This is a genomic window from Chlamydia suis (assembly GCF_900169085.1).
In the GTDB taxonomy this organism is placed as follows: domain Bacteria; phylum Chlamydiota; class Chlamydiia; order Chlamydiales; family Chlamydiaceae; genus Chlamydia; species Chlamydia suis.
Window position 1 is genome coordinate 580231 of record NZ_LT821323.1, and the last position, 14373, is coordinate 594603.

Below are 14373 nucleotides of genomic sequence, written 5' to 3' on the forward strand. Positions count from 1 at the left end.
GGACTATGAAGCCCTCCAAGATCAGCATGTTTTTTCAGGGGATGATTCATCTATACCGATGGACCATTTCCCCTCTTTTAGGAGCCCCTTGTCGTTTTTTCCCCTCGTGCTCTGAATATGCTCTTGTTGCCTTACAAAAACATCCTTTGAAAAGAAGCCTTTTCCTCATCGCTAGGCGGCTACTCAAATGTGGCCCTTGGCATATCGGAGGGGTTGATCTTGTCCCAGGAACGTCTATTGAAGAATACCTAGACGCTCCTAACTCCCAGCTAAAATCCTCTGACGACACGAATGCTCCAGTTGAGCAAGAAACTGTCTTGTATAACAAGCATCTTTAGGCACAATCTGAACAAAATTTTCCAAATCTTCATCAGAAAACTCATGCAATACCCAGTCTGCATCGTGCACTAATAATAAAAGTGCGGCTAAGGGCTCCTGTTTATCTACATAGGCCTTAAGAAAAATCCTCCTCTGCTGGTCGGAAATAGCCGTTTGGCGATTCTCTGGACAACACAGAGAAAAGAAAAGATCCTCTCCTCCCTGAATCACCATTCTTGCCAAAGAGGCCACAGAAGCCACCTCAACCTCTGCTCCGAAAAGGAGTGAACGCACATAAAGAAACTCCGGGAGATGACAAAAACGATAGAGAATATCTTCATCAACCATCCCAGCTTTCCAATCACGTACCATCATACGAAAGAATCCTTGAGAGGAAAAAGGAAATCTTTCGGTATGCAAATACTGCTGAATCCGCAAGCACTCCTGATCATTAATGTCTGGAAGTAACCAAGTGTGTTCCGGGCTTTTGAGCTTAATGAAAGTGAGCGGATGCGTTAGCATGGAAGCAACATCTAAAGAATATTTTTGTATGCCAACACCTAAAGCCCATAATTTTAATGGGTACCCAAATATCTTTTTCTCCTCCTGCAATAAGGTAAGCAAGTCGGAAAAAGAAGCTTTCTCTAGCCTTTCCAAAATATCAGGAGGAATGGTCCCTATACGAGAACTTTTAGCAACGAGATGTCCCGGAAAAACCTGTAATTTATAAATATCTTTTCTAAATACCGTGGAATAAATCAGAAGCAAGAGCAAAATATTCACAATGGAACTAAGAACGAGCGCTTGTCTTAACCACTTAATAGTTTTTTGATTTTGGACGGCCTTTATTCCTCTCCTTTCCATGCCCACAAAAACTCCTTCAATCCTCTCCCTCAAAATACTTGCTACTATACACGCCTCTTCGTAAAATCTACCCAAAAAAACTGCAGCTACTCATGCTCGTTCCCTTACCCTTATTACAAAAGTTCTTTTCTTCACCTCTTACTATTGAGGAAATTTTACAGGCCTGTGATCGCATTGGAATTGAAGCAGAGTGTCCCAATGTCTTTCCTGAGTCTCTGCATACGGTCGTAACAGGTAAAATTTTAAGCACTTCCCCTCATCCTGAGGCAGAGCGACTTGCAGTCGCCATTGTTTTTGATGGGGAAAAAGAACGTCAGATCATTTGTGGAGCCTCCAATTGCCGCGCAGGGATTATCGTCCCAGTTGCTTTACCTGGAGCAAAAATACGTAATGCCCAAGGCGAAGTAACTACGATCAAAAAGTCTAAAATTCGTGGACTAGAATCTCTAGGAATGTGTTGTGGTGCTGATGAACTAGGATTCTCGCAGCTACAAAAGGGAGCGCGGGAGATTTTTGAATTTCCAGAAAACACTCCCTTAGGAGAAAGCGCCTGCCTACTACTCGCAGGAGCTTCTTTAGAGTGTTCTTTGACCCCAAATTTAGGCCATTGCGCATCTTTACTTGGCCTAGCCAGAGAAATTTCTTTTCTGTCGGAGACTTCTCTTAGTATCCCCAAGGAATTCTCCTTTGCCCCTTTCCCTCTGGAATCCCAATCTTGTAGCGAACACAACCTTGAGGCTTGTCCTGTTTTCTATTCCGTCAAGATTTCGGGAATATCTTGGAGACAATCCCCAGAAGAGCTCCAGGCATCCCTATCAGCTCTCGGTCAAAAACCTTTAAATGCTATTGTAGATATCACCAATTATGTAATGCTCTCTTTAGGCCAACCTTTGCATGCCTACGATAGCCAAGCCGTCGATCAAAAGTCTTTGCATGTAGCCACTCTGCGTTCTTCACAACCTCTCACTCTTTTGAACAAAGAAACGTACTCTCTCCCAGAAGGCTCTCTTGTCGTTGCCGATCAACACAATATCTTAGGGCTAGCAGGAGTCATGGGGAGCGCCGCATCCGCTTACTCTGAAAGCACAACAGAAATTATTTTAGAATCGGCGTATTTTCTTCCTCAGGCTGTGAGAAAAAACCTACGAGAGATTCCGCTACACACAGAAGCAGCATATAGATTCACTCGAGGAGTAGATCCTCAAGGAGGATTGACTGCTTTATATGCAGCGATTCACATGATCCGAGCTCTGTTCCCAGAAGCCCATATCTCTCCTATTCAAAAAATTGGAGAGAGCCCTTCTGTTCCATTATCTCTCAATATCCGCCCTGAAACCCTGAAAAGGTTGCTTAACATCTCCCTTTCTCCTTTGGAGATAGCAGAAAAACTCTCTTCTTTAGGGTTCCAGGCTTCTGCAGAAAAGACCTCAGTCCATGTAGAGGTTCCTCCATATCGCCATGATATTCAAGAAGAGACTGACCTGGTTGAAGAAATCTGCCGAATCACACCTTTTGTTCAAAAAACACAAAAGATACTTCCGGTCTATACTCCGAGTTATTCTTTAAAACGCACTTTAACCACAGCTCTCGCAAATAGCGGACTGCAGCAATTTTTCACATGTTCCTTGCTAGATACAGAAACTGCAGAACTCTCTTTGCAAAAGAGCTGTCTGATTCCTGTGCAGAATTCTTCCTTGAAATTACGAGACTCTCTTCTTCCTGGGATGCTGAAAAGCACAGCAACGAATCTCAACAGACAAGCTCCTTTTGTCCATGCCTTTGAAATAGGAAATGTCTACTCCCAAGAACGGGGACAGTACCAAGAGGAAGAGCATGTTGCGATTCTTCTAACTCGCCAAATTATGAATAATTCGTGGCACGAAAAGGTCCCTGTATCCTTCTATACAATCAAAGGCTGGGTTGAGAAATTGCTGAGCCATGCGGGCACCTCTATAGAAGACTTTATCCTGCAGCCAAGTCAACATCCAAATTTCCATCCTTATCAGCAAGCAGCTTTATATCACAAAAAACAGTGGTTAGGTATCTTTGGGACAGTGCATCCACAATTGTGTAAAAAAAGCCAGATCAAACAGGATGTGATTTTTGCGGAGCTCTCTTTAAAAGTTCTGTTGTCCTCGAAAAAGAAAACAGAGAAGCGTTATATCCCATATCCAATCTATCCTTCCTCTTCTAGAGACATTACAATTACAGTGGATAAAGATCTTCCAGCGGATCTCGTACGCAAAGAACTTTTGCGTTTCGAATCTAAATGGCTTGAAAGTGTTCATATTGTCAGTGTATATCAAGGGAGGGATGGTGAGTCCCAAAATAAAAACCTGTCTCTTCGGATGGTCTTCCGTGATCATGAACGCACCTTATCCGGACAGGAAATAGAGGAAGAATACGAACGTCTAACCACATTACTTGATAAGAACTTAGCCAACATAGGAAACGGCAACTCATGAAGCGTTTATTTTTTATTTGCGCCCTCGCCCTCTCTCCTCTAGTACATGGAGCTGTTCAAAAAGATCCTACGTTAATGAAAGAGACTTTCCGCAATAACTACGGGATCATTGTTTCTAAGCAAGAATGGAAAAACCGTGGATGCGATGGATCCATCACGAAGGTATTTAAAGATGGAACGACAACCCTAGAGGTTTATGCGCAGGGAGCCCTTCATGGAGAAGTCACTCAGACATTTCCCCACTCAACAACCTTAGCTGTCGTAGAGACCTATAATCAAGGACGCCTTCTTTCTAAAAAGACTTTTTTCCCAAATGCTTTACCAGCTCAAGAAGAAGTGTATCATGAAGATGGCGCTTTTTCATTAACTCGTTGGCCAGATAATAATAACTCAGACACCATCTCTGACCCGTGCTTTGTAGAAAAAACGTATGGAGGGCGGGTATTGGAAGGGCATTACACCTCTTTTAACGGGAAATACTCCTCAACTATTCTTAATGGCGAAGGAGTCCGCTCTACGTTTTCTTCTGATAGCGTGTTATTAACAGAAGAGACTTTCAGCGATGGTGTAATGGTTAAAAAGACAACTTTTTACTCAACACGAGAACCAGAGACAATTACGCACTATGTTGATGGATATCCCCACGGTATACGCTTTACTTACCTTCCAGGAGGGATTCCCAATACGGTTGAAGAATGGCGATATGGACACCAGGACGGGCTCACAATTCTATTTAAAAACGGATGTAAAGTAGCCGAAATCCCGTTTGTACGCGGAGCCAAGAATGGTATCGAGCTCCGATACAATGAGCAGGAAAATATCGCGGAAGAAATTTCTTGGCAGCACAATACTTTGCATGGAGTCCGTAAAATCCATGCTGCAGGAGTATGTAAATCCGAATGGTATTACAAAGGCAAACAGGTCTCACAAACGAAGTTTGAACGATTAAGCTCTGCCAGATGATACAACCTTGGGAGCCCCATGACTGAGAAGTTCTTTGTTGTTTCTCCAACGTCTAAGAACTTGTTGGCTCAGGCCTGCTCTCAAGGGCTTTCTATAGATAAGCATCCCCCAATTCAAATCATTGTGCATTTTCGGGGGGCGTTTATTTTTCACTCGCGCCTCTCCCCGGCGCCAGTCTTCACTAGCTTATTCCTTGGACCAGGAGCTCATAAAGCTATGGAGGGGCTTGTGCACTGGTGCAAGGCTTACGCGATGAAAAAACCTATCCCGCTATCCTTCCTTGACCTAGCCTCTTTCAAAGGAAAGTCCTTAGCTATCCTAAATGCTGTCAACAAAATCCCTTTTGGTACCCGGCTTACCTATCAAGAAATTGCAGAGCAGACCGGAACAACAGCAGAAGAAGTGCTTATCACCTGTAAGCAAAACCCTCTACCTCTTCTCATCCCTTGCCATCGAGTACTCTCTGAGCAAGATTATCCCGGAGGAAAAATTTTTTATGACATCCTCTCCCGGTTTGAAGGAATCTAATCTTGCATCTTAGGATCCAAGGCATCTCGAATCCCATCGCCAATCACTGCAATAGCCATCAACAGCAATGTCAACATTACTGCTGGGGGCCATAAAATTGCACTTTCGGAAGGGAATGCAGTAACTCCCTCTCGTAATAAATTCCCCCAAGACGCCGAGCTCTCCTCTCCCAGCCCTAAAAAGGTTAATCCAGCTTCACAGCTAATCATAGCCATCATAGAAAAAGGTAGTAAAGAAATGACGGGGACAATCACATTAGGAAGGATTTGATGAACCATAATATGGTAATGACTATAACAAAGATTTGTGGCCGCTAATACGTACCCTAAATTTTTTTGTTTTAAGGTTTCAATACGAACATAGCGACTGATGCTCACCCAGCCAAAACATCCCAACAATACCGAATCTAATATCAAAGATTTCTTCTGCGTGATGGCTACTACAAGCATAAGGATAAACAGCATGGGCATGGTCTCCCAAATTTCAGTTACCCTTGATAACAACATATCTACTTTGCCACCAAAGTACCCGGATAGTAATCCCACAACAATACCAATGAATAGCGCGATAGAGACCCCCAATCCGCCAACGACAATAGCGATGCGAATGCCAAAAATAATAGAGGCGAGTAAATCTTTTCTATTAATACGCGTAAGTTGCCACCAATGAACATATTTGTTCATTTCCCGAGATCCTCCGGCATCGTCCTCCCAGTGAAAACTACTGAACAGAGGATTCAAAAGCAGTTGAACTTTCTCTGATTCACTGTCTATCCAAGCGCGTTTATCGACAATAAACGCGATCGAATTATTCAAAGCCTCTCGCTCTTCTAAAAGATGGCGAATAAAAGACAACCGTTGACGAAAAGGAGCTTCCTTTTCCTCAAGAGCCTCATACGCAGCACGCAGCTCTTTCTCGGGATGTTGCTCATATATAGCCATGTTTAGAGCATGTTCCGCACGAGCCTTCGCCATCAGATAAGGCCGATAATCCTCAAGAAGAGTCCCCCATCCTTTAAAACCTTCTGGATACGCGTCTTTCAACTTATCTATCTTGTTTTTTAAAAAGCGCAAACTTGCCGTCTCGTTCTTCATTTCTAAAAAACGTAGTGTGGGCATGGGAGATTTCTTACAAATTTCATAAATCTCTCTTTGCTTTTCAAGGCGATCATGCTGCTGCTTACGATATTTTGCTTTAACAAGCATTCCTAACTGCTCATACTTACTCATATAAGCACGCTCACTTTCCCAAGTTCGCGTTTTTTTAGGGATGGTAGTGAGAAATTCTGCTTGTGGATGCGTGGTGAATTCTTTTTGAATATGCTCTGCTCGCTTTTTCTTTAATGCCTCATCTCGACACGGATCTTGAATGCCCCCATTCAACGCAAAAGAAAACAGCGCAATATGAACACTGGCAACTAAAGCTAAAAATAGTTTTCTCCAAATACCACTCAGATAACGCAGTCCCAGAACGATAAAAGGAAGCGTGAGCATCAACACATTAAAAAACAAGTCTATAGACTTTGTATAAAATCCCGGGAAAAGCAAATAACGGAATAAAGGGAAGTACCACTCTCCTTGCCAACAAACAAGAATGGGTTTGCTACAAGCAAATAAAGGCGCATAAATGCCCACCAGCATAAGCCCAATAAAGAACTTCAATGCTAGAGAAGGAAGCGTGCGTTTATGATACGCAAGAGAAAACCTTTGATAAGAAGTCTTCGGCTCATTCATCTCACACCTCCCTTTCTTCTAACTGAACACGAGGATCGAGAAGAACATAACAAATATCCCCTATTAAATAGCCGATAAGAGAAATCACAGATCCCATAATCACGGAAAACATGACCACGTTATGATCACGGTTTAAAATTGCCTGGTAGAAAAATTTCCCAAAGCCATCGATATCAAACAAGGTTTCCACTACTAAAGCCCCTCCAAGCAATGCGCTTAGCGATGATGCTAGAGAGGTAATCAATGTTGCTGCGGAGTTTTTCCCTACATGTCGGACCAAAATATCATATTGAGAAATTCCTCGTGCTCGAAGAGCTGGAATATAATCTTCTCCCAAAACTTCTAAAAACACAGCGCGACTCAATCGAGACTGCGCAGCAAACGCTCCATAACTTACAGCACAAAAAGGAAGGAAGCTATGTAGCACTATATCTACAAGCTTTTCCAGAGAAGTCATTTCTCTGAAGGCTTCAGGAGAAGAGCACAACCCGCTGTACGGCATGGAAATAGAGGTAAAAGGAACCGTTTTGTTCAAAACAAAATTATCAATAATCCAAGGAACCGCAACAAAAACAGGGATGGAAAATAAGATTAAAAAGAGAAAATTAAGGAGGTGATCTATCCAGCGGTTTTTATGGATTGCCATGATCATCCCAAATACTTGGCACAATATAAAAACAACAATCATGGGAAGCAGGGATAGAATTAAAGACGACCCTAAACGTTTTATCACTTCTGAAACGACCGTTTTATGGCAGTCATTCCGTAATGTTCCAAAATCTAATTTAATAATTCGAGAAAGATATCTAGCAAAACGAGTCTCAAAGAAAAAAATCCTCCAAGAATCCGTTCGCATAAGCTTCTCTTTTCCCCCTTCCTGATCAACCCATGCTTGTAATGCGGCAATCTTCACTTCAATATCGTTTTCATTAAGTAAGCGCACCAATTCCGCATTACTCTTGGATACTTTCTGATTATATTCTCGTTGTTCTGGAAGCAAGTGTGCACCAACGATACCTTGACGAATCCCCCCTCGAATAAATAAATCCGCAGCGACATGACGATAGATATCTTCTTGCGAGGGATCCTCAGCTTCTGCCAGTAGAGCAGGCATAATAAACTTAGCGCAATCTCCCCAATACACTTTGATATTAGTTACACATCCTGTGGAATTTTTTTTATGGATCGTCCCATCGATAATTTCTTGAATCCCTGCGCGCAGCTCTGCTCGAGAAATTCTCGGACGAGTATTAAAAAAAATGGGAAGAGTTAGTCCGTAATGCTCTCTAAACTGCAAATAACGATCCGGCCCTTTATATGTTCGGATCTTATCGGATCGCCCAGCTTCTCCCTGAGCATCCACACTGTGCTCCTCCAAAAGGTCTCCTGGAGCAGCATTCAGGATAACAAAATTTACGGAAATAATCGCAAATAGGGTTAAGGGAATCAGGCATAAGCGCTTTAAGATATAACGGAGCATCGGCCCTCTCCTCTATCCACCCACATCATAGATAAATTCACGGTTTCATCCTGGGCTCCAGGAATTAAATCCTGATGTTCCGTCGGGATGAAAATATTTTTCACATATTCCTTATGGACTAAGGAGTATTGTCTTGAATAAAGAAAGGCATAAGGGGACTCTTCATGAATCACTTCATGGAACCGGTGATAGAGCTCTTGTCGTTTATCAGGATTATATTCATAGCTGAGCTGTTCTATAATACGATCTACTTCTTCATTACAGAACCCTACAGCATTCGCAGAGCCTTTCTCTAAAGCTCCTTCTGAGTGCCATAAAGAGCGCGGATCCTCTGGAGGAGTTCCTAAACACCATCCAGAAAGGATCGCATCAAAATTTTTCTCTTCAAGAGCCTGCGAATAGTCCGCCATATCCAGCCCAAGTAGGCAACATTCAATACCCACTTCCTTGCATACCGTGGCCACATATTCTGCAATAGTTCTTGCGGTCACACTTTTTACATAATAGCATAATCGGAAGCGGAATGGCACGACTACCCCGTCTATTACTTTTTCTCGAATCCCATCTCCATCGGCATCAATCCACCCCTCTTCTTCTAGCTTACGAGAAGCTTCTTCTGGAGAATACTGCCAACCTTCTACATTTCGATTATACGACGGAGAACACAAAGAAAAAGGCCCGCTGATCACGGATCCTCGTCCATCCAAGCATTGCTCAATAATCCGCTCTCGGTCGATCAGCATATTCATTGCCTGTCGAACAGCACGATTTTTAAAGAAAAGAGAAAGGCAATTCCAGCCAATATAAGAGTACGAACGATCCGAAGAATTTTTCTCTAAGATAGCCTCTCCCCTAGCTACCTGTTCTTTATAAGCAGAAGTTTTCATGAAACTAGCCAAATTTTCCACATGGTTAGGAGGGAAATAGGCAATATCCACCTTACCAGCTTTAAAATCTTGAAAGAGCGCGTCCGTGCTATCTTTCATATAGACATACCGCTTCTCTACAAGAGCTGCACGAGGGTTGTAATAATTGGGATTACGAACCAGGGTAATTTTCTCATCATCCATCCCTGCAAATCGGAAAGCTCCGCAACTCACAATGTAATTATATGCCCAGTGCGAAGAAAAGTTCTGTGCCCACACAGAATCTTTTCGATACGTATCTGGATCAGAATCATCTTGAACAATTTTTTCCCCATTTGCGAAATACTGATATACAAAGCATGGAAGAGGTTGCAGAGCCAGGGTATTTGCAAAGGCCGAATACGGCACCTTCTTCTCTTCCTCTCCGTGCTCATTGCACACAGTATGCGCGCGCCAGCGCACAACTAACTTCAAATCATTTTCTACACGAACGGAAACGATATCTTCAAAGTAGGACCGCAAGGCTACAGCGCGCATCTCTGCGACATAGGGATTCATGACGACGTCGTAATAGAATTTAACATCATAAGCCGTCACTGGATGAGGTTTTAAAAAAACCTCTGCTAAAGTCACGTTTTTAGGGAACAACGTAGGATCTATGGGCTCCCAAAACATATTGGGACGTAAATAAATATGGAACTCCTTATCCCCAGATCCATCATCTACATAATGCTCTTCTACCTTCAAAGCCAGACTAGGAGCAAACTCCTCATATTTACCAATATGTTCCGTAGCCAAAGAGGGAACGCACAATTCGTAGAATCGAACGATATTGACAAAGCCGTTAAACGGGCTCAAATTGTCTGGACGTCCTACTTGAGCTGTACGGATGACTCCTTTTGGAACAAAGTCTTCTTTCAATAAGGTGGGAACAACTTTTTCAACGTAGGGATCCGAACACAGCAAATTAGGAAAGGCAGGATCTCCATAATTCTCGCTCACACATATTTCTGGAGATACGTGAGCGTTCATAGATTGTATCAAACTTTTTTGCTGATTCGAGACTCTGACCAACTCCAGGACATCTTCATGCAAAGTCCTTAGCTCTTTTTTGATACATTTAACATCTTTTTCAAGTAAATCTGAAGACCAATACAATAGGAATAAAGATAGAACTAATATCGTTCGTGTAATTTTATCTATCATGCGTTGTCTCCTCTATTCGTTGAAAACGCACCAAAAAGCCAAGAGACTAGTCTCGGACACTCTTATCAATTCGGATTTTGAATTCTAGTGCCTGGAGAATTATAGCAAAAGAAAAGCTTTTTCCTCTTATGAACAAGATTCTTGACTTACCAAGAAAACGGTCTCAAAAAAACCTTATAGAACCCAGCGTGAATAGGGCGCCCCCAAAAAAAAAGAGAGTTGATTTTTCAACTCTCTTTTAGACAAAACCGTCGAGTAGATTATTCGCCGTCTTTAGGACCTTCTTCTTCTCCACCACAGCATAGGGATGTTACAAAAGAATCAGTATTTTTTTCTTCTTCAGTATCACCAGCATGAAGAGCGCAAGAAGAAAGTACAAGAGCGAGTAAAAGTAATTTTTTCATCGGGGTCTCCTTTTAATAGGTAGATTTCGAGAATTATCCAACTTCCTATTCTTCATTCAAAAAAATGCTATAGAAAAGAAAAGAAGCGGTCTTAAGCCGTGTAAGCTTGGTCAAACTTTAAAAAAATCTGAAAATATAGGCAAGGAAAAGGAGGCTTCTAACCTGCTGTGGATGAGGAAAGTTCTTTAATGCAAAACAAAAAATTGTTTGAATCGACGCATACAAAGCCGATGAGGAGAAGGAATTTCTCTACAATCTAAAGCCATATCCATACGCGGAATACCGTGTTGTGATTGCTGTGCATAGGAAAAACTCGCAGTGTTCCCTAATAAGAATGAATAGCGATAAGCTTCCTGAACCAAATGTTGACTAATTAGATCACTTTTTCCAAAGGGATAAAAAAAGCTCTCTATAGGGGCTTGTACGGCCTCTTCTAACAAAATTTTAGACAATACAATTTCTGTATGTAGATAAGGAGGAGAACGTTTTAGGTTTCTAATAGCAAATCCCGAAGAAGCTAATCGAATGTATGGGCTTTTAGCCATAATACAAAGCTCTTTCACGGAACAGAAGGGTTGATAACGAGAAAAAATTTCATCTTGAAAAGCTAAACCATCTGATGGAGAGGTCCGCACATCAATAGGGAGGTTTTCACTTTCTGATCGAGATACATACCTCCAAGCAACTCCGACAACCGCCGGGATCTGGAATTTTTGAAGAAAAGGAAAGACGTGGGTGTAAAAATCTACAGAGGCGTTATCGAATGTAAGCATAATCGCCCTTTTTTTTGGGAGAGAGTCCCCTGGCAGCACAAAGGAATAATGCCGCCCAAGTAAGCGCAAAAAACCCAAAAATGATTTGAATATATGAGGAACCTTAGAAAAAGCAACTTGGCGATAAGCTAAAACGCGGAGCATGGATCAACTGCGGGAATGGCAAAAGGATCTTCGGGATAAATTACTAGCTGCCCAGAAATAACGGTAGGAGCGGGCTCTTTTTCCTTAACAGCGCTCTCTGCTGTTTCTATAGAACAGTCTTCAGAAGTAGGGAGGGTGTTGGGCATAGAATACATTCCAAATCAACAAAAGGATTTGAGGCTGGAGTACCGTTTCGATATCGTCCAAACCCCGTCTTTATAAAATTGTTCGTAATCTTCGAATCCTGGCAGAGCCTGTAATTCTTTTAACTCTAAAGAAAAATCTTGATTCAAAGACTCCTTCACCTCGATCACCCGAAGCAACGTTAAAAAACGCAACATCAGGAAATCTTGAGAAGAAGAAATGGAGGAAAGAAGTTCTTTAGATTTATCTAATACCGCTTGATACTGCTGTGTAGCATGCGCATCAGCGATTTCTTTCCAAAGGCTGTGTTGCAGCGAGGGACGCCGCAAGCGCATACCGTGATGATACGCGAGGTCTGAGTAATAGGCCCCTCGCAGGGGGTCCTTATAAACATGAAAGCAGGAAGCAAGAAATCCTGCATAAGGAAGAACCTCCTTCCCTCCCCTGCGAAAAGCCTGTTCTAGCATAGGCAGGGATTCTTTAGGAGGAAACACTCCTCGCGAACAGGCCGCTTCTGCAGATCGAGAAAGCAAAGATATGCTGTTCCAACGTTCTGCGCGCCCTGTTTGTATATTCATAACAATCTTCCCCGAAAGGAAAACGGCTAAAGCAATCAGGCAAAAAAGAGCAACCGAGTAAGAAGAAGTTTTTTTTTGTAGAGTCTCGATCATAGTCTTTACGCACCTATAAAAACAAACAGTCCTGAGCCCGTTCCAATGTACTAAAAAATCTTGAGACACTAGTGTAAGACGGTCTTGTAGATAGCTTGTCTTCCCGATAAATATCTCGACCAGGTTCTTTTACACAAGAGGAACTTCAGATGGAGCCAGTGTACAATGGTTGTTATTTTGAATGTAGGCCTTTTTGCATAAGCTCTAGCCCAATAGACAGGCCCCCCTCTATCTTGTCAAAACAAAAATTCACTAATGCTTTGTAAAAGCTTTCTACGAGAGAGAAAGACTCTGTGATTCCCTAAAAAAAGTATCCCGAGGTAAAATAGACCCCCTCTCTGTTTAAAAGAGCCCCTCTATTTCAGGGTATGTTATGTCCATTATCCCTCCGAGGTCTTTTTCATCTCCCACAAGCTTTTGTGGGAGACTCAGCGTTTCATGGCGAGCCTCTTTATCGCCCCGTGCCCGTTATGAGGTAGGGAGTGTCATTGCCATTACTGGCCTGATCTTAACCTTAATAGGAGCTGCCAGCGTTCATGCCGTGCTTTTGCGGTCTGTGGCTACCGCTACCCTGCTTTCCATTTGTGCATCGCTTTCGCTTTGCCCCCTAGCAACAGCAATCTTTTCCGTGCTTGTTGGACTAGCGCTTCTTTGTGGAGGAATCTTTTTACTCCCAATACAACAAGCCCCTCCTAAAACTCTTCTCTTTATTTAGCCACTATCCCATAGAATTTGATCAGCTTTTTGGATTTTTTTAGATCCACCTTTCTGAGCTGCTCATAGACCTGTAATCCTTTTGCATTCATCCCTTGTTGAAAATAGAGAATCCCTAATTTCATCATCGTGTTCGCTTCATTGGGCTTCAATTTCAATACAATCTCGTATTCACGAATCTCCTCCATCGGCATTTGTAAATCATGATAACTATATGCCAATTGGGAGTGCACCCAAACGTTCCCAGGAGCATATTCATTAAGAATTTTGAACTCCTCCGTAGCTCTACGAGCTGTTACAAAGAACTTTTCTTGAATATCCTCTCCATAACGCCCTGGAGGCACCCAATATTTCGTATCGAACTCCGGATACTTTCTCGGATCGGCATAGAGTCCCGATAAAGATACGTAAGCATCTGCTAAAGAAACATGCGCCCCTAAATCTGTCGGAATTGCTTGAACCACAAGCAAATATAAATCTACTGCTTTTTGTAAAAGGAGTTCTCGGAACATGAAATAATCCTTCCAAAAACAAAAACAGCTAAATTTTTTGATCGAATCGTAAGGAGGGATAATTTTCAATAAGTTACAAAAAACAAAATACTCCTGATGCTGCATCACCAGGGATAGTTGCGTAACAGCGGCCGCAATCTCTGGCTGTTCTTCCACAACACTTTTCTTTTTAAAAATCGCCTGCGCTTGATGAATAAATGCTGCGAGCAGCCTATCGAAGACTTCTGTTTTTCTGGAAAGGATGTAAAGACGAATAACCAAACAAAAAAAGATCGTCAGAATAAAACAAGCAAGACAAAAAGCCGGCAATAAAGTTTTGCCAGAGAACAGAAAGAAATAGAGAAAGATACCGAGCTCAGCTACCATCAGGGCTGTACCCAAAGCCACTAACAGAGTTTGCTTTAGCAGATAGCGCAACAAATTTTGGTGCGTCTTTTTACATAAAGCCTCCAATATGGACTGAGCGTTTCGTGATTTCATGGAAATCCCGCGTTCCTAAATTGCCGAGCGACCCAAAAAAAAGTTTTTTCTCCTCTACAATAGAGAGGCCTGCCAATAAAATTTTCTTCAAGACTATATTCTTAGAGAC

13 protein-coding genes and 1 pseudogene are annotated in these 14373 nt (G+C 42.3%); 5 read left to right on the forward strand and 9 right to left on the reverse strand.

Features of this window, described 5'->3' with window-relative positions; all coding sequences use genetic code 11:
• Positions 1 to 5 precede the first annotated feature (5 nt).
• Positions 6 to 338 (forward strand): membrane protein insertion efficiency factor YidD, encoded by a 333-nt coding sequence (yidD, locus tag B6E89_RS02590; protein ID WP_080124428.1) that lies wholly within the window; start codon positions 6 to 8, stop codon positions 336 to 338.
• Here the strand turns inward: yidD and B6E89_RS02595 are convergent.
• Positions 259 to 1182 carry a hypothetical protein gene (locus B6E89_RS02595; RefSeq protein ID WP_231909334.1) on the reverse strand — a complete coding sequence of 308 codons (924 nt, stop codon included), beginning with the start codon at positions 1180 to 1182 and terminating at the stop codon, positions 259 to 261. The genes yidD and B6E89_RS02595 overlap by 80 nt on opposite strands.
• A gap of 92 nt (positions 1183 to 1274) precedes the next feature.
• Between B6E89_RS02595 and pheT the strand changes: the two genes are divergently transcribed.
• From pheT to B6E89_RS02610, 3 genes are read left to right on the forward strand one after another with little or no spacing between them, the layout of a single operon-like run.
• Positions 1275 to 3647 (forward strand): phenylalanine--tRNA ligase subunit beta, encoded by a 2373-nt coding sequence (gene pheT, locus B6E89_RS02600; RefSeq protein WP_080133104.1) that lies wholly within the window; start codon positions 1275 to 1277, stop codon positions 3645 to 3647.
• Positions 3644 to 4609 carry a toxin-antitoxin system YwqK family antitoxin gene (locus B6E89_RS02605; protein ID WP_035406735.1) on the forward strand — a complete coding sequence of 322 codons (966 nt, stop codon included), beginning with the start codon at positions 3644 to 3646 and terminating at the stop codon, positions 4607 to 4609. Before pheT ends, B6E89_RS02605 begins: the two co-directional genes overlap by 4 nt.
• 18 nt (positions 4610 to 4627) lie before the next feature.
• Entirely contained in the window at positions 4628 to 5137 is a 510-nt protein-coding gene (locus tag B6E89_RS02610) for an MGMT family protein (protein ID WP_080124430.1), read from the forward strand.
• Here B6E89_RS02610 and B6E89_RS02615 read toward each other — a convergent pair.
• The 7 genes from B6E89_RS02615 to B6E89_RS02635 form a co-directional block, all read right to left on the reverse strand.
• The gene (locus B6E89_RS02615; protein ID WP_080124431.1) at positions 5134 to 6870 is read right to left on the reverse strand and encodes an ABC transporter permease; all 1737 of its coding nucleotides are present in this window, start codon (positions 6868 to 6870) and stop codon (positions 5134 to 5136) included. The two genes, B6E89_RS02610 and B6E89_RS02615, sit on opposite strands and share 4 nt — an antisense overlap.
• Before the next feature lies 1 nt (position 6871).
• The gene (locus B6E89_RS02620; protein WP_035406744.1) at positions 6872 to 8350 is read right to left on the reverse strand and encodes an ABC transporter permease; all 1479 of its coding nucleotides are present in this window, start codon (positions 8348 to 8350) and stop codon (positions 6872 to 6874) included.
• The gene (locus B6E89_RS02625) at positions 8332 to 10422 is read right to left on the reverse strand and encodes an ABC transporter substrate-binding protein (RefSeq protein ID WP_080121517.1); all 2091 of its coding nucleotides are present in this window, start codon (positions 10420 to 10422) and stop codon (positions 8332 to 8334) included. Before B6E89_RS02625 ends, B6E89_RS02620 begins: the two co-directional genes overlap by 19 nt.
• A gap of 260 nt (positions 10423 to 10682) precedes the next feature.
• Entirely contained in the window at positions 10683 to 10826 is a 144-nt protein-coding gene (locus B6E89_RS04970; RefSeq protein ID WP_087877876.1) for a hypothetical protein, read from the reverse strand.
• A gap of 185 nt (positions 10827 to 11011) precedes the next feature.
• Positions 11012 to 11743 (reverse strand): polysaccharide deacetylase family protein, encoded by a 732-nt coding sequence (locus B6E89_RS02630; RefSeq protein ID WP_080133105.1) that lies wholly within the window; start codon positions 11741 to 11743, stop codon positions 11012 to 11014.
• Complete coding sequence (locus B6E89_RS04975; protein ID WP_167366890.1) at positions 11728 to 11889, reverse strand: hypothetical protein; 162 nt, start codon at positions 11887 to 11889, stop codon at positions 11728 to 11730. Before B6E89_RS04975 ends, B6E89_RS02630 begins: the two co-directional genes overlap by 16 nt.
• 15 nt (positions 11890 to 11904) lie before the next feature.
• Positions 11905 to 12558, reverse strand: coding sequence for a hypothetical protein (locus tag B6E89_RS02635; RefSeq protein ID WP_080125588.1), 654 nt, complete (start codon positions 12556 to 12558; stop codon positions 11905 to 11907).
• Between the two features lie 373 nt (positions 12559 to 12931).
• On the opposite strand from B6E89_RS02635, the pseudogene B6E89_RS02640 reads away from it, so the two are divergent.
• Positions 12932 to 13287: pseudogene (locus tag B6E89_RS02640) on the forward strand (hypothetical protein).
• Here B6E89_RS02640 and B6E89_RS02645 read toward each other — a convergent pair.
• Positions 13266 to 14264, reverse strand: coding sequence for a tetratricopeptide repeat protein (locus tag B6E89_RS02645; RefSeq protein WP_035406756.1), 999 nt, complete (start codon positions 14262 to 14264; stop codon positions 13266 to 13268). The pseudogene B6E89_RS02640 and the gene B6E89_RS02645 overlap by 22 nt on opposite strands.
• Between the last annotated feature and the right edge of the window lie 109 nt (positions 14265 to 14373).

Bases quoted from the DNA above. Each gene is read 5' to 3' on its own strand.
- yidD (WP_080124428.1), top strand. From the start codon at position 6: ATGAAGCCCTCCAAGATCAGCATGTTTTTTCAGGGGATGATTCATCTA.
- B6E89_RS02595 (WP_231909334.1), bottom strand. From the start codon at position 1,182: ATGGAAAGGAGAGGAATAAAGGCCGTCCAAAATCAAAAAACTATTAAG.
- pheT (WP_080133104.1), top strand. From the start codon at position 1,275: ATGCTCGTTCCCTTACCCTTATTACAAAAGTTCTTTTCTTCACCTCTT.
- B6E89_RS02605 (WP_035406735.1), top strand. From the start codon at position 3,644: ATGAAGCGTTTATTTTTTATTTGCGCCCTCGCCCTCTCTCCTCTAGTA.
- B6E89_RS02610 (WP_080124430.1), top strand. From the start codon at position 4,628: ATGACTGAGAAGTTCTTTGTTGTTTCTCCAACGTCTAAGAACTTGTTG.
- B6E89_RS02615 (WP_080124431.1), bottom strand. From the start codon at position 6,870: ATGAATGAGCCGAAGACTTCTTATCAAAGGTTTTCTCTTGCGTATCAT.
- B6E89_RS02620 (WP_035406744.1), bottom strand. From the start codon at position 8,350: ATGCTCCGTTATATCTTAAAGCGCTTATGCCTGATTCCCTTAACCCTA.
- B6E89_RS02625 (WP_080121517.1), bottom strand. From the start codon at position 10,422: ATGATAGATAAAATTACACGAACGATATTAGTTCTATCTTTATTCCTA.
- B6E89_RS04970 (WP_087877876.1), bottom strand. From the start codon at position 10,826: ATGAAAAAATTACTTTTACTCGCTCTTGTACTTTCTTCTTGCGCTCTT.
- B6E89_RS02630 (WP_080133105.1), bottom strand. From the start codon at position 11,743: ATGCTCCGCGTTTTAGCTTATCGCCAAGTTGCTTTTTCTAAGGTTCCT.
- B6E89_RS04975 (WP_167366890.1), bottom strand. From the start codon at position 11,889: ATGCCCAACACCCTCCCTACTTCTGAAGACTGTTCTATAGAAACAGCA.
- B6E89_RS02635 (WP_080125588.1), bottom strand. From the start codon at position 12,558: ATGATCGAGACTCTACAAAAAAAAACTTCTTCTTACTCGGTTGCTCTT.
- B6E89_RS02645 (WP_035406756.1), bottom strand. From the start codon at position 14,264: ATGAAATCACGAAACGCTCAGTCCATATTGGAGGCTTTATGTAAAAAG.